Source organism: Rothia sp. L_38, assembly GCF_050689125.1.
GTDB lineage: Bacteria > Actinomycetota > Actinomycetes > Actinomycetales > Micrococcaceae > Rothia.
Genome location: NZ_JBOEQD010000015.1, coordinates 1 through 18,988, shown reverse-complemented (window position 1 = coordinate 18,988; position 18,988 = coordinate 1). Strand labels below are relative to the sequence as shown.

At 59.9% G+C, this 18,988-nt stretch carries 17 protein-coding genes; 7 read left to right on the top strand and 10 right to left on the bottom strand.

The genetic code is table 11. The features are described from left to right. The first annotated feature begins 38 nt into the window (after window positions 1-38). On the top strand, window positions 39-1,127 hold the full coding sequence (locus tag ACRCJM_RS10700; protein ID WP_431464893.1) for a glutathione S-transferase family protein: 1,089 nt from the start codon (window positions 39-41) through the stop codon (window positions 1,125-1,127). Window positions 1,128-1,174: 47 nt separating this feature from the next. On the opposite strand, the gene ACRCJM_RS10695 is transcribed toward ACRCJM_RS10700, so the two are convergent. Next, window positions 1,175-3,061, bottom strand: coding sequence for a hypothetical protein (locus ACRCJM_RS10695; protein ID WP_431464892.1), 1,887 nt, complete (start codon window positions 3,059-3,061; stop codon window positions 1,175-1,177). Between the two features lie 2 nt (window positions 3,062-3,063). Beyond that, on the bottom strand, window positions 3,064-3,609 hold the full coding sequence (locus ACRCJM_RS10690) for a hypothetical protein (RefSeq protein ID WP_431464891.1): 546 nt from the start codon (window positions 3,607-3,609) through the stop codon (window positions 3,064-3,066). Between the two features lie 266 nt (window positions 3,610-3,875). Here ACRCJM_RS10690 and purB point away from each other — a divergent pair, with 266 nt between their 5' ends. Then, window positions 3,876-5,309 (top strand): adenylosuccinate lyase, encoded by a 1,434-nt coding sequence (gene purB, locus ACRCJM_RS10685; protein WP_431464890.1) that lies wholly within the window; start codon window positions 3,876-3,878, stop codon window positions 5,307-5,309. Window positions 5,310-5,401: 92 nt separating this feature from the next. Next, window positions 5,402-6,472, top strand: a complete 1,071-nt coding sequence (locus ACRCJM_RS10680; RefSeq protein WP_431464889.1) for a hypothetical protein — start codon at window positions 5,402-5,404, stop codon at window positions 6,470-6,472. Between the two features lie 79 nt (window positions 6,473-6,551). On the opposite strand, the gene ypfJ is transcribed toward ACRCJM_RS10680, so the two are convergent. Together ypfJ and ACRCJM_RS10670 are read right to left on the bottom strand one after the other, a co-directional pair. Further along, window positions 6,552-7,487 (bottom strand): KPN_02809 family neutral zinc metallopeptidase, encoded by a 936-nt coding sequence (ypfJ, locus tag ACRCJM_RS10675; protein ID WP_431464888.1) that lies wholly within the window; start codon window positions 7,485-7,487, stop codon window positions 6,552-6,554. Between the two features lie 11 nt (window positions 7,488-7,498). Next, window positions 7,499-8,302 carry a di- and tripeptidase gene (locus ACRCJM_RS10670; RefSeq protein WP_377125691.1) on the bottom strand — a complete coding sequence of 268 codons (804 nt, stop codon included), beginning with the start codon at window positions 8,300-8,302 and terminating at the stop codon, window positions 7,499-7,501. A gap of 210 nt (window positions 8,303-8,512) precedes the next feature. On the opposite strand from ACRCJM_RS10670, the gene ACRCJM_RS10665 reads away from it, so the two are divergent. Further along, window positions 8,513-9,229 (top strand): EamA family transporter, encoded by a 717-nt coding sequence (locus ACRCJM_RS10665; protein ID WP_431464887.1) that lies wholly within the window; start codon window positions 8,513-8,515, stop codon window positions 9,227-9,229. A gap of 129 nt (window positions 9,230-9,358) precedes the next feature. Here the strand turns inward: ACRCJM_RS10665 and ACRCJM_RS10660 are convergent, their stop codons facing one another. The 6 genes from ACRCJM_RS10660 to ACRCJM_RS10635 form a co-directional block, all read right to left on the bottom strand. Further along, window positions 9,359-10,501: an Abi family protein gene (locus ACRCJM_RS10660; RefSeq protein WP_431464886.1), complete on the bottom strand. Its 1,143-nt coding sequence runs from the start codon at window positions 10,499-10,501 to the stop codon at window positions 9,359-9,361. Between the two features lie 362 nt (window positions 10,502-10,863). Next, window positions 10,864-11,673 (bottom strand): spermidine synthase, encoded by an 810-nt coding sequence (locus ACRCJM_RS10655; protein ID WP_431464885.1) that lies wholly within the window; start codon window positions 11,671-11,673, stop codon window positions 10,864-10,866. 24 nt (window positions 11,674-11,697) lie between these two features. Further along, the gene (locus tag ACRCJM_RS10650) at window positions 11,698-12,642 is read right to left on the bottom strand and encodes a cation diffusion facilitator family transporter (RefSeq protein ID WP_431464884.1); all 945 of its coding nucleotides are present in this window, start codon (window positions 12,640-12,642) and stop codon (window positions 11,698-11,700) included. 11 nt (window positions 12,643-12,653) lie between these two features. Then, on the bottom strand, window positions 12,654-12,971 hold the full coding sequence (locus ACRCJM_RS10645; RefSeq protein WP_237186760.1) for an acylphosphatase: 318 nt from the start codon (window positions 12,969-12,971) through the stop codon (window positions 12,654-12,656). A 16-nt stretch (window positions 12,972-12,987) separates the two neighbouring features. After that, window positions 12,988-13,803: a carbon-nitrogen hydrolase family protein gene (locus tag ACRCJM_RS10640; protein WP_431464883.1), complete on the bottom strand. Its 816-nt coding sequence runs from the start codon at window positions 13,801-13,803 to the stop codon at window positions 12,988-12,990. A gap of 123 nt (window positions 13,804-13,926) precedes the next feature. Continuing rightward, window positions 13,927-14,598, bottom strand: a complete 672-nt coding sequence (locus ACRCJM_RS10635) for a DsbA family protein (RefSeq protein ID WP_431464882.1) — start codon at window positions 14,596-14,598, stop codon at window positions 13,927-13,929. Window positions 14,599-14,823: 225 nt separating this feature from the next. Between ACRCJM_RS10635 and pta the strand changes: the two genes are divergently transcribed. The 3 genes from pta to ACRCJM_RS10620 all read left to right on the top strand — a co-directional run. After that, the gene (pta, locus tag ACRCJM_RS10630) at window positions 14,824-16,935 is read left to right on the top strand and encodes a phosphate acetyltransferase (RefSeq protein WP_431464881.1); all 2,112 of its coding nucleotides are present in this window, start codon (window positions 14,824-14,826) and stop codon (window positions 16,933-16,935) included. A 253-nt stretch (window positions 16,936-17,188) separates the two neighbouring features. Continuing rightward, the gene (locus ACRCJM_RS10625) at window positions 17,189-18,325 is read left to right on the top strand and encodes an acetate/propionate family kinase (protein ID WP_431464880.1); all 1,137 of its coding nucleotides are present in this window, start codon (window positions 17,189-17,191) and stop codon (window positions 18,323-18,325) included. Between the two features lie 286 nt (window positions 18,326-18,611). Then, the coding region (locus tag ACRCJM_RS10620; RefSeq protein ID WP_431464879.1) for a hypothetical protein at window positions 18,612-18,988 on the top strand (377 nt) is incomplete at its 3' end.

Genomic DNA, 18,988 nt, shown 5'->3' with positions numbered 1-18,988 from the left:
TACTTTACTTTGAAAGTATTTTGTGAGAGGGTGGAAGCATGAGCACCACCGAACAGACAGAACACTCCACCCGCGGCTCCTACGTGCACGCCGGGGAAGAATACAACCGCGACACCACCTACATCGAAGACCGTATTGTTGCAGACCCCGCCGCTACTGCCCAGGTTGACCCCGACCACCAGCTCTGGCCGGTCAAGCCCGGCGCCTACCGCCTGATAGCCGCCCGTGCCTGCCCCTGGGCTAACCGCACCCTGATCGTCCGCCGTCTGTTAGGTCTCGAAGATGCTCTCTCCGTTGGCCTACCCGGCCCCACCCACGACGCCCGCTCCTGGACCTTTGACCTCGATGAAGACGGCAAGGACCCGGTACTGGGCATTGAGCGCCTGCAGCAGGCCTACTTTGCCCGCTTCCCCGACTACCCCCGCGGCATTACGGTGCCCGCCATCGTCGATATTGAATCAGGTGGCGTTATCACCAATAACTTCCCGCAGATTACCGAGGACTTCTCGAAAGAGTGGAAGGCCTACCACCGCGAGGGAGCCCCTGACCTCTGGCCTGCTGAACTCGAAGAGGAAATGCGGGCGGTGATGAAGCGTATCTACACCGAAATCAACAACGGGGTCTACCGCTGCGGTTTTGCCGGTTCCCAGGAGGCCTACGAGGCAGCCTACGACCGCCTCTGGACGGCCCTAGACTGGGTTGAAGAGCGCCTGGCCACCCGCCGCTACCTCATGGGGGACCACATCACCGAAGCCGATGTGCGCCTCTTTACCACCCTGGTACGCTTTGACGCGGTCTACTACAGCCACTTCAAGTGCAACCGTCAGACCCTGGCCTCCATGCCCAATCTCTGGGGCTACGCCCGCGACCTCTTCCAGACCCCCGGGTTTGGCGATACCGTGGACTTCCAGCAGATCAAAGAACACTATTTTATTGTTCATGAAGACATCAACCCCACCGGCATCGTGCCCGCCGGCCCTGACCTGGCCGGCTGGCTCACCCCGCACGGGCGTGAGGCCCTGGGCGGCTCCCCCTTCAATACGGACGCCGGTGCTACCGCCCCTGCCCCGGTGCGGGAGACCGAGCGGGTAGCGTCCGGCCATAACCCCCTCTACCCGGCAGCCTAAAGACCCGCCGCTTCGTCCGCCTCCTAGCTTGGCTCCGCCCCGGTACCTCACTCGGGCGGGGTCGAGCTGGCGGGCAAAAAGACTCTCACCCCCTCATCGATTGCTTCGTCACTGATGAGATCACCCGCCCCAGCTAGGTTGGTCAGGTTGCGCACCTGCTGCTGGGCGGTGGGCTCATACACCCGGATACTGCTATCGGGCATAGGCGCAGGCTGTTGCTCCCCCACCGCTGGCAGGGTGATGGTGGGGTTATAGAGCTGCACACCGCCAATTTCTACCTTGCGCAGCTGGGTATCGAGCCAGCGATCCCCCTTCTGTATCACCTCGGTATCTAAGGTGCGCAGGGCTGAGTCGGCATCCTGGTAGAGGTCAGAGGGGTTAATACTGGCGCTATTGATCAAGCGGTTGCCCAACCCTATTTTCTGAGCCCCCGCGTGCACAGCGTTACCGACTCCCGCTATAGCCATCTGTTCCTGTTCGGTGCGGGTGATGTCGGGCTTCTGGGTCGTGCCGGCGGTAATCGTCGTTTTTACCACGCTGTAGCCGCCCATCAAACCCTGCAGCTCGGGTATCACCCGCTCCGTACCGGGGTTAGCACCCGCAATCTTCACGTAGTCCGCAGCCCCGTGAGCCGAGGCGTCTGCAGGTCTGTGCTGCATCACGGTAGACGTATCTGGTGCGTAGTCGGGGCGGTCGCCCTGAAGGTAGGGGACGGGATCGCCCTTATACCGGGTATCAACGTGGGTCACCGAGGCAGGTATCTTAATCTCGTCCACCGGGCTGCCCTGGGTAATCAGACCCTTCACCCGGTAACGGGACCCAAAATGTGTATTGGCAGCGAGTGCACCGGCAGTCAGCCCGCCCTGGCTAAACCCGGCCAGAATCACGCCACTGCCCTCAGCCGCCCCTGCCTGTTCCAGTGCTCGCTCTACCTGGGTCATCAGGGCCGTGTACTGGTTCGGGGTCAGGTCGGAGCCATACCCCGAGGCGGCACTCCCGGCGGTGCCAGCCCAGGTGTTTGTGCCCCCGCGCCAGGGTTGCAAGAAATCCTCGTGCTCGCCGTCGCCGTCCGTACCGGGAATAGTGACCAGGTACTGGGTTTCACCGGTTTCTGGGTTGTAGAGGGTTTGAACCATTACATGGTCCCAGGCGCCCTGGTAGTGGGCGGCTTCAAAGAGCTCATCGCCCCGGCTCTCTATGCCTTCCATACGCTGGAAGTGCTCAGCAATTCTGCGGGCGCTCAGAGGTAGTTCCTGCCCATAGTGCGTGGGGTATGAGCGAGGGATGCTCTTACCGGGGTCTAGATTATCGACGCGCAGGCTGGGGCTGATGACGTCCGTCATGTCGCGGGTAGCCCGTAGGCGCCCGTTCGCACCCGTTACCTGCACCAGCTTATTAAGTCCCTTAGTTGTATCCTGCATGATCTTACGTCCATCGGGAGTAGTGCGAGCCAGCAAGAAGGCGTCCTTAGCGTAGGTCACCGCCTGCGCTGCTCCCCGCTTAACAACCAGCTTAAACAGGTCAACCCGGTACCCGAAGGCCGACTGGGTGCCACGCAGCACCGCCATGCCCAGGGTCTGAGCCTGACTCGTCTGGTCAATAACCTGGTTGGCAAAGTCCTCCGCCTGCCGGTAGTTCTCGGCGGCGCTCTGCACGCCTCGGGCTAGGCCCCGCATACCCGTCACCAGGGTGGTGAGCGTCAGGGCGCTGGTGCCCAAGGACGCCAGGGCGCGGCTGCCTGCCCCCGTCAGGTCAAGGGAGGCCAGAAGAGCCACACGCGCAGTGAGACCGCCCAGTTCCCGGCTCGCTTCTTCGTACCGCCCAGCCACGGCAGCAAGCTGGTGGGCTAGGGGCTCTAGCTCAGAGAACTCCACCGAGATACGGCCAGCCGAAGACCCTGCCCCCGGGGCACCAGAAACATATGCTGCGACCACGCCTACCACCCCTCTCCTGCCAAAGTAGCGCTCACACGGGCAAGCAGAGGGTTGCCCATAGCCGAAGTAAGAGCCCCCTGCAGGGCAGGTAGATTAGCCCGCTCGGCGTGCACAATAAAGTCATCGAAGTCGATATCGTCCAGCACCGCCATACCCGCTAAGGCGGCATCAAAAGCAGCCCCGGCAGCACCGATAGCAGAAGCCACCAATTCAAGCTCAGCAGCAACAGCCTCACCGGCCAACCGCACCTCCTGGGCACCGGCCTCCAACTCCCCCTGCAGAGCCCTAGCCGCACCCCCTTCTGCCTCTAAAGCACCCTGAAAGGTACGGCCAGCCACAGAATCCCACTGCACCTGCCCCGCAGCTAAAGCCTGCCCAGAGGCCTGCCCAATGGCGTCCGCCTGCCCCAGCACCTGCTGCGCCAGCGCAGCAGACCACTCCCGCACCCGCTGAGCCAAACCCAGTGCACCCGCGGACGCGCTCGTAGCTCCCTGGCTCCCCAGGCCGACCCTGCCCGCAGCCGCAACAAGCTCATACACCGAAGGCATCGCTTTTCCTCCTCACTTCTTTCACGGGCGATTCCTTAGCCCACACCCTAAAAGCAGCACCCGGCGGGGCGCCAGCGTCCGCCCGCCTGTGGATAAGCCCCGCCCCGGCCGTCCGCGCACATCGCCCCACAATTGGTGCAGCCGTGACGCAAGATGACGCAGCGAGTTCACACCCCTTGACGGCAGCCGCCGCTTACCCGTAAAAGCCCATCTCACACCCCCGCTAAAACGTGCGCCACCCCACCTAGCCGTGAGAAACTAGAGACATGTCTCATCGCGAAAACTGCACCACCCTGCCCTCTGGCCGTCACTCCCTCACCGGCGCGGGTCTTGCCCTCGGCGCCCTCGACGGACGCTACAAGGCCGCCACCGAACCCCTGGTTGATTACCTCTCAGAAGCCGCCCTCAACCGCGACCGCATCCACGTTGAGGTTGAATGGTTCATCTACCTCTGCGACCATCGGGTACTGCCCGGTCTTGAGCCCCTCACCGACGAACAGCGCGCCGGCCTACGCGCCATCGTCACCGACTTCACCGAAGAATCCGCCGCCGAACTAGCAGAAATCGAAGCCGTCACCGTACACGACGTCAAGGCTGTCGAATACTTCATCGCCCGACGCCTCGAGCCCCTGGGCCTGGGTCATCTGAAGCCCCTGGTCCACTTCGGCTGCACCAGCGAAGACATCAACAACCTCTCCTACGCCCTGGGTATCAAGGACGCCGTCACCGACGTCTGGCTGCCCGCCGCCCGCGGCCTGGTTGAGCAGATCATGAAGCTGGCCGAAGAGGCCCGCGATGTGCCCATGCTTTCCCGTACCCACGGCCAGCCCGCTACCCCCTCTACCCTGGGTAAAGAGCTAGCTGTCTTCGCCTACCGCCTGAACCGCCAGATTAAGCACGTTGAAAACGCCGAATTCCTGGGCAAGATTAACGGTGCAACCGGCACCTACTCCGCCCACGTCGTCTCTGTGCCCACCGCCGACTGGCAGAAGATTTCTGAAGAGTTCGTGACCGGCCTGGGCCTGGACTGGAACCCCCTGACCACCCAGATTGAAAACCACGACTGGCAGGCAGAGCTCTACTCCTCCATCGCCCACTTCAACCAGGTGCTGCACAACCTCTGCACCGACGTGTGGAGCTACATCTCTATCCGCTTCTTCCGCCAGATTCCCGTAGCAGGCGCGACCGGCTCCTCCACCATGCCCCACAAGGTCAACCCCATCCGCTTCGAGAACGCCGAGGCCAACCTCGAAATCTCCAACGCCCTGCTGAACACCCTGGGCTCAACCCTGGTTCAGTCCCGCTGGCAGCGCGACCTGACCGATTCATCCTCCCAGCGCAATATCGGTGTAGCCTTCGGCCACTCCGTACTGGCTATCTCAAACGTGGTCAAGGGCCTGGAGCGCCTGGACATCGCCACCGACGTCATCGCCCAAGACCTCGACGAGAACTGGGAGGTGCTGGCCGAGGCCATCCAGATGGTCATGCGCGCCGAAGCAATCGCGGGCGTCCCCGGCATGGAGGACCCCTACGAGCGTCTCAAAGAGCTGACCCGCGGCCACCGCGTCGATGCCGCCCGCCTCAAGGAATTCGTCGCTGAACTCGGTCTGAGTGCGGACGCCGAAGCCCGGCTCTCTGAGCTCACCCCGGCTACCTACATCGGCCTGGCTCCCTCCCTGCTGGAGCACGCCACCCGCTAAAGACTGACTCGCGCAGGTCACATAGAAAACCCCGTCATACCTGGCGGGGTTTTCTACTCCCCCGAGAGGCTTTCACTTTTAGGATAGAAGGTATGACCGAGAACTCCCGCCCCGCAGACAGCTCGCCCGAGCAAACCCCGCTAGCCGTGCGCCGCCTGCGCAAGCTCCGCACCCGCTACCCCGAAGCCACCCCTGCCGACCTAGCAGAGCGCCTAGGCGGAATCTTCGTGCGCGACTTCACCCTGGTTGGGTCAGCCCAGGCAGGGGCACAGGAGCTGACCCCCAACGTCCTCGGCAGCGTCACCCGCAACCGCCGCGTCGCCGGGCTCACCCAAGCAGCTGCCCACCTGGGCGCGGTGCAGCAGGGCATGGCCACCTACAGCCGAGCCGCCAACAAGGGCATTAACACCACCGCCCACGTGGGCAGTGCCCAGGCCGTCAAAACCTACCTGCACGGCATGGCCCTGCTACACGGCCTTCACGTTGAAAGCAGCGACGAGGCCGCAACCGCTATCTTGGGAGCCGAAGTCAACGATATTCTCACCCAGATGCAGGAGGCCCCCCGCGATGGTGGAGCCACCCAGCAGATGAACATTCTGGGAGCCGTAGCCGCCATCGGCCTGCGCAACCCTCAGACCCTGCTGCTGGTCAAGGCAGGCGAACAGCTAGTCAAGACGGGAGGCGCTGTTTTCGCTAGTCAGAAGATGCGCCGGGATTTTGCCCAGCAGATTATCGCCCAGGTAGACCAGAACCTAGGGGCAGCCCCCAGCCAGCTACCTGCCAGCACCCTCACGGTCTTGGACAGCGGGCAGGACGCCGGCAGCCCGGTCGACGGGTCGGGGCAGGGCAACGGGGGCTCAGTACCCGCCGATGATGACGCTGACCTGCTAGAGCTTTCCGCCGAAGAGGTCAGCGCCATTGAAGCACCTGAGCCGGTAGCGCCTTCTGCTCTGGAAGAGCCCGAGCCGGTCAAGCCCTCCCAGCTTGAGGCACCCGAGCCGGTGACGGCGTCCGCCATTGAAGACCCGGCCCCGGTGGTAACCGAAACTCAGGTACGGCCCAGTACCGAAGCGGAGCTGGCGGCAGCCGACGGGGCAACCGCCAAGGGTGCCCGTCTAGCTGCCCGCGCGTTCGTCCGCGCCCGTTCTCGTTTTAAGGGTTAAAAGAAGGGACCAGATTCCTCCCGTATACCGTGTGGACGTTAGGTACTTTGGGAGGAATCTGGTCCCTACCTGCTACTAGCTAGGAGTTGAAGGGCTGGGCGCACGCTGCCATGGTGCCCTCGGTGTAGCCCTTCGTAAACCAGCTGACACGCTGTTCTGACGAGCCGTGGGTCCACAGGTCGGGGTTAACCTCTTGGCCCGAAGAACGCTGAATCGCATCGTCACCGATGGCGCGGGCCGTATCGATCGCCTGCTGGATCTGGCTCTCGGTCAGCGGGTCGAGCAGGGCGTTCTCACCCTTATCAGCCTGGGAAGCCCAGACGCCGGCATAGCAGTCGGCCTGAACCTCAACCTGTACAGCGCCCGAATCAGCGCCCGGGTCCTGGTAGTTGGAGTACTTCAGGGTGCCCATGGTCTGCTGAATGTGGTGGGCGAACTCGTGGGCGGTCACGTACATGACCGCAAAATCACCGTTCGACCCGCCCATAGCCTTGAGCTGGTCAAAGAAGGGAACCGACATATACACGGTCTGGTCAGCCGGGCAGTAGAAGGGACCGGTCTGCGAGATATTGGCGGTACCGCAGCCGGTGGAGAGCTGACCCTCCCCCAGCACCAGGTCGGGCGCGGTGTAGGAAATACCCGCCTCAGCAGGGAGCTTCTCTTCCCACACCATATCCAGGCTCACGCCGGTCGCCAGAATACGGCAATCATCGTAGCGGTTGGCGTCCTCATAGGTCTGGCAGTGATCGAAGTTCCCGGCGCCGGTGACCTGGTCCTGCTGGGCTTCGGTGCCGTACATGGAGCTGGAGCCCCCGGTCAGTCCACCAAGGCCGCCCGAGGCAAAGAGGAAGATAGCGCCAAGAACAAGCACGCCGGGAATACCGAACTTACGTGCAACACTGCTCATCAGCATCATCATGAGCGGGTTCGCACCACCGCCACCACCGGAGCGGCCGTTGCCGCCCGATGAGCCTCGCTGGGAGTAGTTGTTATTTAGGTTGTCGTTAAAACCCATGGCAGCTCTCTTTACTTCTCAAGCTGCGCGGTCTCACCCTGCGCACCCTCAGAGGTGCCGGCGTCCTCGCCCTTGCCACCCTCAAACTTGGGGGCCCGGTCGAGGTTAAGGGCATCGGGGAAGACAGCGGGCAGGGCACCGAAGGTCTGCTCCACCGACTTGACCACGTTCTTACCCAGGGCCAGGTTGGCACCGCCACCCACCACAGCACCGATACCGAACGGCAGGGCACGACCGAGCAGGGCGCCGGATTGGCGGGTCAAGAAGCGCTTAATGAACATATTGCGGATGGTGCGCTCGATACTGAACACCTTGCCGGAGTCCTTGGAACCCATCATCATGCCCCACTTGCGGGAAACACCGCCGGTCTTGCCGGTATGGGCCAGGATTGAGTTCATGAGCACGGAGCCGTCCTCACCCAGCATGATAGCCATGACCATGAGGCGAGATTTTTCGGGGTCATCTACATGCACGCCGTGCAGCTCAGCCATAGCCTGCGCGTAGATAGCGGTGCGCTCCAGGTAGCCGCCAACCGCCAGAGCAGACAGACCGACGGACGCCGCAGTACCCAGACCGGGCACGAAAGCGGTTGCACCCACGGCGCCGCCACCAACGGTTACATCGCGCAGGTAGGCCTTTTCAAGGCGCTTGGCAATCTGGTCGGGGGTCTCGTTAGGGTGCTTCTCACGCATCTTCTTGAGCATGGAAACAATCAGGGGACGCTGAACCTTCAGCACAGTGTCGACAGTGCGGGTAACTGCGGGCTTGGGCTGACCGTTAGCGTCGAAAGCGCTAGATGCGTTGAAGTTGAACATAGCTTTTAGTTTACCGGCAAATAGCTGTAAACACAGTGTGCTTGCTATTGTGTACGCCCTAGGCGTGGCGGGCTACGGTAGCTCACGGTGGCAACTGTGGCACCCACCGCCAGATGAGTGAGCGGCACAGCCACATTTGGCGGTGAGCGCCACATCTACGGCAGACACCTGCCTACACTGGTTGCAGTATCTTCTTGAAAGTAGGCACCCGTGCAAGCAGTTCGTTCACGTTTGGCCGGTTCTGATAAGACCACCGGCGTCCTGCTGGTCATTGGCTCCTGTATCTCCCTACAGGTGGGAGCGGCTTTTGCAGTGCAGCTCTTCCCCCAGCTGGGAGCCTGGGGCGTGACCACCCTGCGTCTGGGAGTAGCGGCCCTGGTCATCTGCGCTCTCACCCGGCCCCTTTTCTGGCGGTGGACGCCCGCCCAGTGGGTCGCTGTGATCCTGCTCGGGGCTGCCTTCGCCGGCATGAACGGGGCCTTCTACCACGCCATTGAGCTGCTGCCCCTGGGGCTGGCGGTCTCGGTGGAGTTTATCGGCCCGCTGGTTCTGGCAGCTGTGCTCTCCCGCCGGCCTATCGACGCCCTCTGGATTGGACTAGCCACCATCGGCATGGCCCTCATCGGGGCTGAAAAGGCCTTCGGGGCCGAGCATATCTCCACCCTGGGCTTGGCCTTTGCACTAGTCGCAGGCTTTTTCTGGGCCTGCTATATTCTGGCGAGCTCCCGCGTGGGCAGGCTCATCGACGGGGCCCTACGCTGGACGGCAATTCTACTGCTGACGGTTGCCTCGATGGGCATTACAGTGACATCCCGGCCCAACTATCCCCAACGGAGCCATACACACCCTTTATCAAGAATTGCACTTTTCAGATTTACATCAATACGCAAAATATCCACATTTTCCCACCGCAAAGAAAAACGATAAACCTATTACGGAGTAAATTTTTAGAGATAAAATTAGCATGCGACTAGATAATCTAAAACTAGTGCAGATAGGACAAGCTAATGATGCTGCACATAAAAATCAAGATTCATATAGTGAATATATAAAACACTACTTATCCAAGTCATCGAGTGATGTTACCTCTTGAATTTGATCAATCATTACATATCGCTGTTTCCTAACCCAAGCACTCCCCCTGCCAGACTTACTTGTGGAAAGAGAAGAGTCTAGTGTTATGTGCCCAACCTGCTCAGAGTCATCATCACTATCTCGGCTCAAGAAAAATATTTGATATTCATCAAACTCATTCCATCCAAGAGATCTTGCCTCTTTTATAATTTCAGCTAATTTATCGCCTTCTTCTGTATGCATGCTTCTATGTTTTTCAATTTCCTCTGGAGCCCATGGCACATTATCCATCATTTTGATAATTTTTGCTAAATCAGGCAAAAGATGTCGATTATTATAAAAACCAAGATGGCTGACGCCCTGAAAGAACCTATTTGGCTGACACACATACACACCTAGTTTATTATATAGCTGTAAAGACTTTTCTTTAACCGGAACCACCACTGCAACTTGAGGACCTACGGCAGGCCGCTCCGACAGTAAATATTTTACCTGTGAGTTGCTCTCAACCCAATCTGCAAAATCTTTATCAATAGCCGTAATAATTTCAATAGCCTGGTCAAATCTCTCTTCCAAAGGAAGATGAAATATATGCTGATGATGTGCAATCCTATTTCTAAGTAATCTCAGTGAAGAAACTCTCTCCAGCACATCTTTGCGCATTTTAATATCCGTCAAACGCCTGTCCGGAAACGCATATACAAGATGTTGTCTAAAAATATTTTCATAGTCTTTTGAAAAAATTTCTTCCCACAATCCAAAAGTAATACTAGAAATTATTTTATCTCTTGAATAATTATATTTTTTAGTCCTATCATTCCTTTGCAGATGCCCCACAGCAGTATCTGCAAATTTAAGATGAGCATCTTTGAGGAATGCAGGATTACTGAACCACCATGATTTATTAGAATTTACAACAACGCTCGCTGGTGGCTCATATTCCTTTAGTACTTTATCTACGGCGTTGCGAAGAGACACTTCGACATAACTGAGCAGCTCGTAAAATGCACCAGATATTCTTGTATTCCAAGCATAGAGCTCTTTGGCAGCAGAGTAATCCCGGTTGGCAGCAACCAAATACTGCTCAAATCTCGCATCGGTAAGCACCTCTTTAAAGTAAGTCATGTTTTGCCTTTCCATAGTTGCACCAAAGGAAGATACCCTTGTACAATTATCTTTAGGCACCCCTGTCCAGCCTCTGTCCCCTCGCGGATACGCAGGCGGGGTGCAATTTTTATCTAAACTAAGTATAGGGAGTTCTCTCCCACAACACAGCACTCTGGTACCAGTCCGCCAGCAAAAACGGGGCATGCAAATATTCTTCTGAAGTAGCCCACCACTTTAAACACGAAAAACCGAACGCCACAAGCGTCCGGCTAGGGTCTCGGGTTCACACATCCTCAGCTAGTGCTGAAATCTTACTTTTCAGCCTCCGCGACGGCGTTTCTCAACCGTTTATTTTATGAGGAAGAGATCCGCATAGACCACTAGTCTAATTCTTCAAGTAGCTCCACCAGCTCGTCGGTGCCCAGGGCGGACGCCGGGTGCGGCCCGGCACCCACCAGGTAGGTCGCTGCGTCCTGGGTGAGCGCCACATGGGAGCCCACCAGAATAAGGTTGCCCGCATGGCGGCCGCCCAGCATAGTGGTATCAGCCAGACACCAGACGTGCCCAAAGACCTCTAATAGGGTTCGGGCCTGGGCCACGAAGAAGCTGAGCCCGGCGTCGTCGCCCACGTTGACGGCTAGCAAGCCGCCCGCACTATCACCGGTTGCCGGGGCCAGGGAGTCGCGCAGGTCGGTGTAAAACTCGGCGGTGGTCAGGTGGGGCGGGGCCTCCCAGCCCGAGAAAATATCGAGGACGACCAGGTCAAGACCACCCGGCGCGCCCAGCTCCGCTTTCAGGCGGGGAGCGGCCGCGGCGGCGTCCTCAATCAAAATCTGGCAGTTGGTACCCGCGGGCAGGGGCAGCTGCTCCACCACGAAACCGGGTAGCTCCCGCTCAATATCGACGGCCAGCTGGGCAGAACCGGGGCGGGTGGCCTGAATGTAGCGCACCAGGGTTAGCGCACCAGCGCCCAGGTGGGCGGCGGTTATCGGTTCGCCCGGTACCCCCTGAAGGTCGACCAGGTTGCCGATGCGGCGCAGGTACTCGTAGAAGATGAAGTCGGGGTGGGCTAAATCCACGTGAGACTGCTCAGCCCCACCAATTTCAAGGATACGGCCGGTCTCGGAGAAGCCGTCGGGGGCAACAGAGGCGCTTAAGCCAGAGAAGGACAGCTGAATAGTGCGTGACATGCTCTCTAGCCTAGCGCCTGTTACCTAGTGCAGGTGCCGCAGGTCTTCATCGGCAGCCAGGGAACGCGGCTCCATCTGGAAGGTGGAGTGCTTGATCGACACCTCAAAATGCTCAGCCACGCAGCTTTGCAGGTGCTTGAGAATCTCTACGGAGTGGCCCGAGGTGAAGCACTCATCGTCGAGCACAATGTGGGCGGTGAGCACCGGCAGGTCGGAGGAAATCTGGGTGGCGTGCAGGTCGTGCACGGCAACCACGTGGGGCTGGCCTTCAAGGTGGCGGCGTACCTCATCGAGGTCAAGCCCGCGCGGGGTTGATTCCAGCAGCACCGAGGCGGTTTCGCGGAAGAGCTTGACGGTGCGCGGGATAATCAGCAGACCGATGAGCACAGCCACCAGGGCGTCGGCCTGGTAGAAGCCGGTACGCCAGATAATGAGAGCCGAGATAATAACCGCCACCGACCCCAGGGCGTCGTTGAGCACTTCCAGGAAGGCGGCCCGCATGTTGAAGTTGGTGCGGTCGCCGCCCACCAGCACCGCAATCATCACGATGTTGCCCACCAGGCCAATGACGCCGAAAATCAGCACTTCAAGGCCGGGTATGGGGGCAGGTTCCAGCAGGCGCTGCACCGCCTCGTAAAGCACAAAGAGCCCAACCCCGAGCAGCACGGCGGCCTGGAACATGGCCGAGAGCACCTCGACCCGGCGGAACCCCCAGGTGTGGCGCGAGGACGCCGGCAGGCGGGCCAGACGCGCGGCGGCCAGGGCAACGCTGACCCCCAGGGCATCGGTGAAAACGTGGACCGTGTCAAAGAGCAGGGCCAGGGAACCAGTCAGCCAGGCTCCGGTCAACTGGAAGGCAACCAATGACCAGGCAATAACCACCACAATGATAAGGCGGCGCTCGTTGACTCCAGCACCGTGGGAATGCCCGTGGGCATGGCTATGAGAGTGACCGTGAGAATGGCCCATAGTACGCCTTCCTAGTAAATGCCGAACCCCTTATAGGAGCCAACCGGCTGGGTGATGTCAGAGTCAACATGATCAACCCTACCAGCGGTATCGCCGCCGGTCAGTTCGGCAAGGAGCTGCTCACAGGCGTCCGCGCTGCCCTGAGCGACAATCTCAACCGACCCGTCGTCCATGTTTTTGGCGTAGCCCACCAGCCCCAGGGGCTTAGCAATACCGGCCACCCACCAGCGAAAGCCCACGCCCTGCACGTGCCCGTAGGCTGTGGCCATAAGCTGGGCCTCGGCCGGTTCGGCGGGGGCTTTATCGGTGAAGATATCAAAGAAACCCATGTCAGGTGATCTTTCTCTAGTAGTCCAGCTTGGCGTTGGCCAGAACGGGCAGGGCGGAGCGGGCGCGGTCTACCTCAGAGAGGTCAAGGTCAACCACCAGAATTTCGGGGGCTTCACCCGCCTCAGCCAGGGTCACGCCGAAGGGAGAAACCGCCCGGGAATAGCCCACGCCGGTTGGCTGGGTGATATCTGCCCGCGGGTCAGCGCTCGTGGGGGAAGCCTGGTCAACAGCCAGCACAAACATGTTGGAATCCAGGGCGCGAGCGCTGGTCAGAATCTGCCACTGGCTCACCTTGCCCTCTCCCCCAGCCCAGGACGCCGCCACCACCGTCGCCTTCGCCCCGGCGCGGGAGTAGTCGGCAAAAAGCTTGGGGAAGCGCACGTCGTAACAGGTGGCCAGGCCAATTTTGGTGCCGTCCACGGTGACGGTCACCAGCTGCTCACCTGCCTTGACCCCCTCAGATTCCTTAAAACCAAAAGCGTCGTAGAGGTGCATCTTGGTGTAGACCGTCTCTACCCCGTTCTGGTCGAAGCAGTAGAGGTTGTTATAAACCCGCAGGTTCCACTCATCAGAGAGCTGCACCGGGGCGAAGCCGCCCGCCACCACGGTCACGTAGTTCTCGCGGGCAATGTTAGCGAGGGCGGTGCGGAAGGTTAGCTCGTGTTGGGCAGCGTCGTCGTAGAGGCGCCCGCCAAAACTCAGCATGGCTGCCTCGGGGAAGACCACCAGGCGGGCCCCGCGCTCTGCTGCGAGCGCCGTGTATTCACGGATCGTCTCGATGTTGCGGGCAACGTCTTTGGTACTGAGCATCTGGGCGAGAGCTATCTTCATACCTTCAACTCTAGAGGGCGCAGCTGGCGGTTACCAGGCGTCCGCCCACTGAAGGTAATCGAAACCTTCATCTGCGCGTTCAAAGAACATGCATATGAAGGCTTCGATTACCTACACAGCTCGCTAAAGACCGGCAGCCTGTTTGAAGGCCGCCACCATGTCGGCGGTGCTGGTGCCTGAGTCCACGTTCTCCAGTTTGGTTCCCTCCACCACGAAACTGGGGGTGCCCTTCACACCTGCGGCGACGCCGTCCTGGTACTCCTGCTCAATCAGGGCCAGGGCCTCTTCGCTTGCCAGGTCAGACTCGAAACGGGCGCGGTCCAGGCCCAGCTCTTCGGCGTAGTCACCCATGAGGGTGGCGAACTGGGCGGTGTCGGTGATTTCCTTCCAGTCAGCCTGGTGGGTGTAGAGGTGATCAGCCATAGCCACGTAAGCCCCCTGGTCCTCAGCAGCCTGCACTGCCTGGGCCGCAGGGACGGCATTGGCGTGCATGGGCAGCGGGAAATGGCGTACCGTCACGTTCATGGTGCCCTCCAGTTCGGCAGCGGCTTCACGGTACTTGGGGTCGGCCTTAGCGCAGTAGGGGCACTGCAGATCGGTGTAGAGGGTGACTGTGGGGGCCCCGTCCGTCACGGCATTGAGCTGGTAGCCAGCATCGGTGCGGACGCCCGCCGCAGCTTCACCGCTCGCGGCGGCAGAAGAGCCGGCGGTGGTCTCGGTAGGACCGCCACAGGCCACCAAGCCCAGCAGAGGGAGGGTGCTTGCAAGGGCTCGGCGGGTGAGTTTCGCAGACATAAGACTCTTCTCTCAGACGATAGTTCTGAACCCAGCCTAACCACCCGCCTGTACCCCGTGCGGGCACAGACTGTCAGCAAGCGTCCGCCCCTCATGAGATACCACACAAACGCACGCCGCTCCGCCCCTAAAGCCCACACAAAGGAATAAACTCAGAAGTAAGCATACGGTAGCCCCACGGCCACCGTAACCCACAAAAACACAGCCACAAGGATGTAGACCCAGATGACCAACGGCATGTACATTTCCGCGATGAACCAGGGCTCAGGCAAGTCCCTCATCGCCATCGGCCTAATCGACTCCCTGCTCAAAGAAACCGACCGCGTCGGCTTCTTCCGCCCCGTCTTCAGCGGCGAAATCGAGTCACAAGACCCCCTCATCCGTCTGCTCCGCACCAAGTACAACCTCAGCGACGCCCAGGCCCGCGGCGGTGTCTCCCTCGAACGCTGCCGCGAACTGCTGGCCTCCGGCGACCACGAAGAAATGTCCTCCATCGCCGTCTCCGTCTACTCCGACATGGCCAAGCACTGCGACGCCATCATCGTCGACGGCACCGACCTGCTCTCCCACAACGCTGCAACCGTAGAATTTGACCTCAACGCCCAGTTCGCCAAGGACCTCGGCACCCCCGTCATTGCCGTCGTCGGCGCCCAGGAATCCACCGTCTCCGACGTCGTCAACGCTGTTGACGTCGCCCGCACCGAACTCCACGGCGCCAAGGTAGACGTCCTGGCTGTCATGGTCAACCGCGCCCGCCCCGAACTGCGCGAAGAAATCCTCAAGAACGTCAAGCGCGGCCCCTCCAACCGCCCCGTCTACGTCCTGCCCGAACTGCCCGAAATCTCACTCCCCACCGTCGCCGAAGTCGTCTACAACCTCGGCCTCAACCACGAGGGCATGAGCCAGGATTTCCTCGACCGCGACATCCACGACATCAAAATCGCGGCCATGACCGTCTCCAACTTCCTCTCCCAGTTCACCGACGGCGACTTCGTCATCGTCCCCGGCGACCGCTCCGACATCATGGTCGCAACCCTCGCGTCCGCCCTCGCCCCCACCTTCCCCGCCCCCTCCGGCATGCTCCTCACCGGCGGCCTCGCCAGCGAACTCAAGGGCGACACCGCCATCGGCCAGCTGGTCGAAAAGGCCCCCTTCCCCGTCTTCACCACCCAGCTCGACACCTTCAAAGCCGGCCGCGCCGTCTCCATGGTGCGCGGCCAGCTAGCCCTCGGCCAGCCCCGCAAGATCGCAACCGCCCTGGGTGAATGGTTCCGCAACGTCGACGAAAAGGAACTCTTCGAGCGCCTCGAACTCGAACGCCCCGCCACCATGACCCCCCTGCGCTTCCTGCACAACCTCATCGAAAAGGCCCGCAGCGACCGCCGCTCCATCGTCCTACCCGAAGGCTACGACCCCCGCATCCTACGCGCAGCCTCCATCATCGTCCGCCGCGACTTCTGCGACCTCACCCTCATCGGCAACCCCGAAAAAATCGCAGAAATCTGCCAGCGCGAATCCATCGACCTGCCCATCGCAGAGGACGGCAAGCGCGGCGTCACCATCATCGACCTCGACAACAACACCTACACCGAGGACTTCGCCAAAACCTACGCCGAACTGCGCGCCCACAAGGGCATGACCCTCGAAGGCGCCCAGAACCGCATGATGGACCCCTCCTACTTCGGCACCATGCTGGTACACAAGGGCATCGTCGACGGCATGGTCTCCGGCGCCGTAAACACCACCGCCAACACCATCCGCCCCTCCCTCGAATTCATCAAAACCCGCGAAGGCGTCAAGGTCGTCTCATCCGTCTTCCTCATGCTCATGGAAGACCGCGTGCTCGTCTTCGGCGACTGCGCCGTGAACCCCAACCCCAATGCAGAGCACCTGGCCGACATCGCCAAGGCCTCCGCCGAGACTGCCCGCCAGTTCGGTGTTGACCCCAAGGTCGCCATGCTCTCCTACTCCACCGGTACCTCCGGCTCCGGCACCGACGTCGAACTCGTCGTCGAAGCCACCGAGAAGCTGCGCGAGTCCAACCCCGACTTCGCTTTTGAGGGCCCCATCCAGTTCGACGCGGCATCCAACATGTCCATCGCCTCCTCCAAGCTCCCCGGCTCAGAGGTCGCAGGCCAGGCAACCGTGTTCATCTTCCCCGACCTGAACACCGGCAACAACACCTACAAGGCTGTTCAGCAGACCTCCGGTGCTGTAGCCGTCGGCCCCGTCCTGCAGGGCCTGCGCAAGCCCGTGAACGATCTCTCCCGCGGCGCTACCGTCGATGACATCATCAACACCGTAGCTATCACCGCGATCCAGGCACAGACCCTGTAATAGGACGCGGACGCGCGGACGGTCAGCCGGACGCGCTCGGGTTGGGTTGGCGGAGCAGGGTACGTCCCCTCCGCCGCGAACCTTAGGGCCGCAGCGGACTCCCCTGCGGCGACTAACCTTCTCGAGCTCGCCCTGGAGGGCTCGCTCGATTCATGCCAGACCCAGCCAGTCGCCTTTCGGGGAGTCCGCCTGCGTCCTAGGCGCGGGCGTCCGCGCCCCCTCACTCACTAAGCAACTAAAGGAAAACACTTTCATGCTCGTACTCGTTATTAACTGCGGTTCCTCATCTGTGAAGTACCAGGTGCGTGACACCGCCGCTACCGGTGAAGAGAACCAGGTCATCGCTAAGGGCCTGGTGGAGAACATCGGCTCAGCTGACATTCCCGATCACACCGTAGCCCTGGACATCATGGCTAAAGCCCTGGTTGAGCCCCTGCACGGCAAGACCATCGACGCCATCGGCCACCGCGTGGTTCAGGGCGGTGACATCTTCTCTGAGCCCGTCCTGATTACCGACGAGGTCACCGCAACCATCGATGAGCTCTCACCCCTCGCACCCCTGCACAACCCCGCCCACGTTCTGGGTATCAAGGCAGCTCAGGCCACCTACCCCGGTGTTCCCATGGTTGCAGTCTTTGACAATGCCTTCCACTCCACCATGCCCGAACACGTCTACCGCTACGCTGTTCCCGAAGAACTCGTTGAGAAGTACGGCGTGCGCCGCTACGGTGCCCACGGCACCAGCCACGACTACGTCACCGGCGTTGCCGCCGAGTTCCTGGGCATGGACCGTTCAGAGTTCAACGGCATTATCGCCCACCTGGGCAATGGTGCTTCTATCACCGCGGTTGAGGGCGGTAAGTGCCTGGACACCTCCATGGGCTACACCCCCCTGGCTGGTCTGGTCATGGGTACCCGCTCTGGCGACATCGACCCCTCAGTACTCACCAACGTCATGCAGCGCGGCAACATCTCCCCCGAGAAGATGGACCACATCCTCAACAAGGAATCAGGTCTGCTCGCCATCGCTGGCAACAACGATATGCGCGCCGTGGTTGAGGCTATGGAAGCTGGGGACGAGCGTGCCAAGCTGGCCCTGGACATGACCTCCTACCGCCTGGCTAAGTACATTGGCGCCTACCATGTGGCTGTTGGTGGCGCTAAGGCCCTGGTCTTCACCGCCGGTATTGGTGAGAACTCCCACCAGTTCCGTGAGCTGGCTGTTGAGCGCCTGGGCGCCCTGGGCATCAAGCTGGACGCCGAAGCCAACAAGGTACGCGGCGACGAGCCCCGCCTCATCTCCACCGAAGACTCAGCCATCCCCGTACTGGTCGTTCCCACCAACGAGGAAAAGGCTATTGCTGAGGCTACCGAGACCCTGGTTGCCTAAGGTTTAGGGCCTCACCGCTGATAGAGCGGGGTTTCTTTCGAGCTACGGTTCTTTACTGTGTTTCGAAAGAAACCCCGCTTTTCGTTTCTAGCTAGACAGCAAGACCCACCGGGCTAGGAGCACTCCGAAGGAAACCTTGAAAAATCTATCAACTTTTTTCAGATAACTTCTTGATTAAACCCTCACCAAGGTATTAAAGTCAGAAGCACAAGAACTCACTCTTGAACCCCAAGCCTCAGCCAAAGACGGCTGACCAAGCACTCAAGGAAGAAGTATGAGGCATTAAATGGATAGATTAATAAAAAATCTCACTCTATTATTTATACTCATATTATCTGGGGTGCTAATAACATTGTCTACCCCCTTCGCAGAGACGCAAAATGATAGCACGGATAGCAGGCTGGATATTATTCTAGTAGACTCTTACGCCCGCGAAAGTGTTTTATATAAATGCCTAAGCTCAACATATCCAACATCAGATATTCAAACGCTTGACTCAACCAATACTCCCGAACTTCACTCAGAAAAGACGCTCTCTATACTATTCAAGCTAGATTCATCAACCTGCGGAGATTTACCTCCCAATGTATCGATTAAACATATAGGAACAGTCGGAAATGAAAAAATTAGTGAAAAGGAATTAATTAGAGCACTTGAGGCAGC

Coding starts and splice junctions, on each gene's coding strand:
- ACRCJM_RS10700 (WP_431464893.1), top strand. CDS start 39: ATGAGCACCACCGAACAGACAGAACACTCCACCCGCGGCTCCTACGTG.
- ACRCJM_RS10690 (WP_431464891.1), bottom strand. CDS start 3,609: ATGCCTTCGGTGTATGAGCTTGTTGCGGCTGCGGGCAGGGTCGGCCTG.
- purB (WP_431464890.1), top strand. CDS start 3,876: ATGTCTCATCGCGAAAACTGCACCACCCTGCCCTCTGGCCGTCACTCC.
- ACRCJM_RS10680 (WP_431464889.1), top strand. CDS start 5,402: ATGACCGAGAACTCCCGCCCCGCAGACAGCTCGCCCGAGCAAACCCCG.
- ypfJ (WP_431464888.1), bottom strand. CDS start 7,487: ATGGGTTTTAACGACAACCTAAATAACAACTACTCCCAGCGAGGCTCA.
- ACRCJM_RS10670 (WP_377125691.1), bottom strand. CDS start 8,302: ATGTTCAACTTCAACGCATCTAGCGCTTTCGACGCTAACGGTCAGCCC.
- ACRCJM_RS10660 (WP_431464886.1), bottom strand. CDS start 10,501: ATGACTTACTTTAAAGAGGTGCTTACCGATGCGAGATTTGAGCAGTAT.
- ACRCJM_RS10655 (WP_431464885.1), bottom strand. CDS start 11,673: ATGTCACGCACTATTCAGCTGTCCTTCTCTGGCTTAAGCGCCTCTGTT.
- ACRCJM_RS10650 (WP_431464884.1), bottom strand. CDS start 12,642: ATGGGCCATTCTCACGGTCACTCTCATAGCCATGCCCACGGGCATTCC.
- ACRCJM_RS10645 (WP_237186760.1), bottom strand. CDS start 12,971: ATGGGTTTCTTTGATATCTTCACCGATAAAGCCCCCGCCGAACCGGCC.
- ACRCJM_RS10640 (WP_431464883.1), bottom strand. CDS start 13,803: ATGAAGATAGCTCTCGCCCAGATGCTCAGTACCAAAGACGTTGCCCGC.
- ACRCJM_RS10635 (WP_431464882.1), bottom strand. CDS start 14,598: ATGTCTGCGAAACTCACCCGCCGAGCCCTTGCAAGCACCCTCCCTCTG.
- pta (WP_431464881.1), top strand. CDS start 14,824: ATGACCAACGGCATGTACATTTCCGCGATGAACCAGGGCTCAGGCAAG.
- ACRCJM_RS10625 (WP_431464880.1), top strand. CDS start 17,189: ATGCTCGTACTCGTTATTAACTGCGGTTCCTCATCTGTGAAGTACCAG.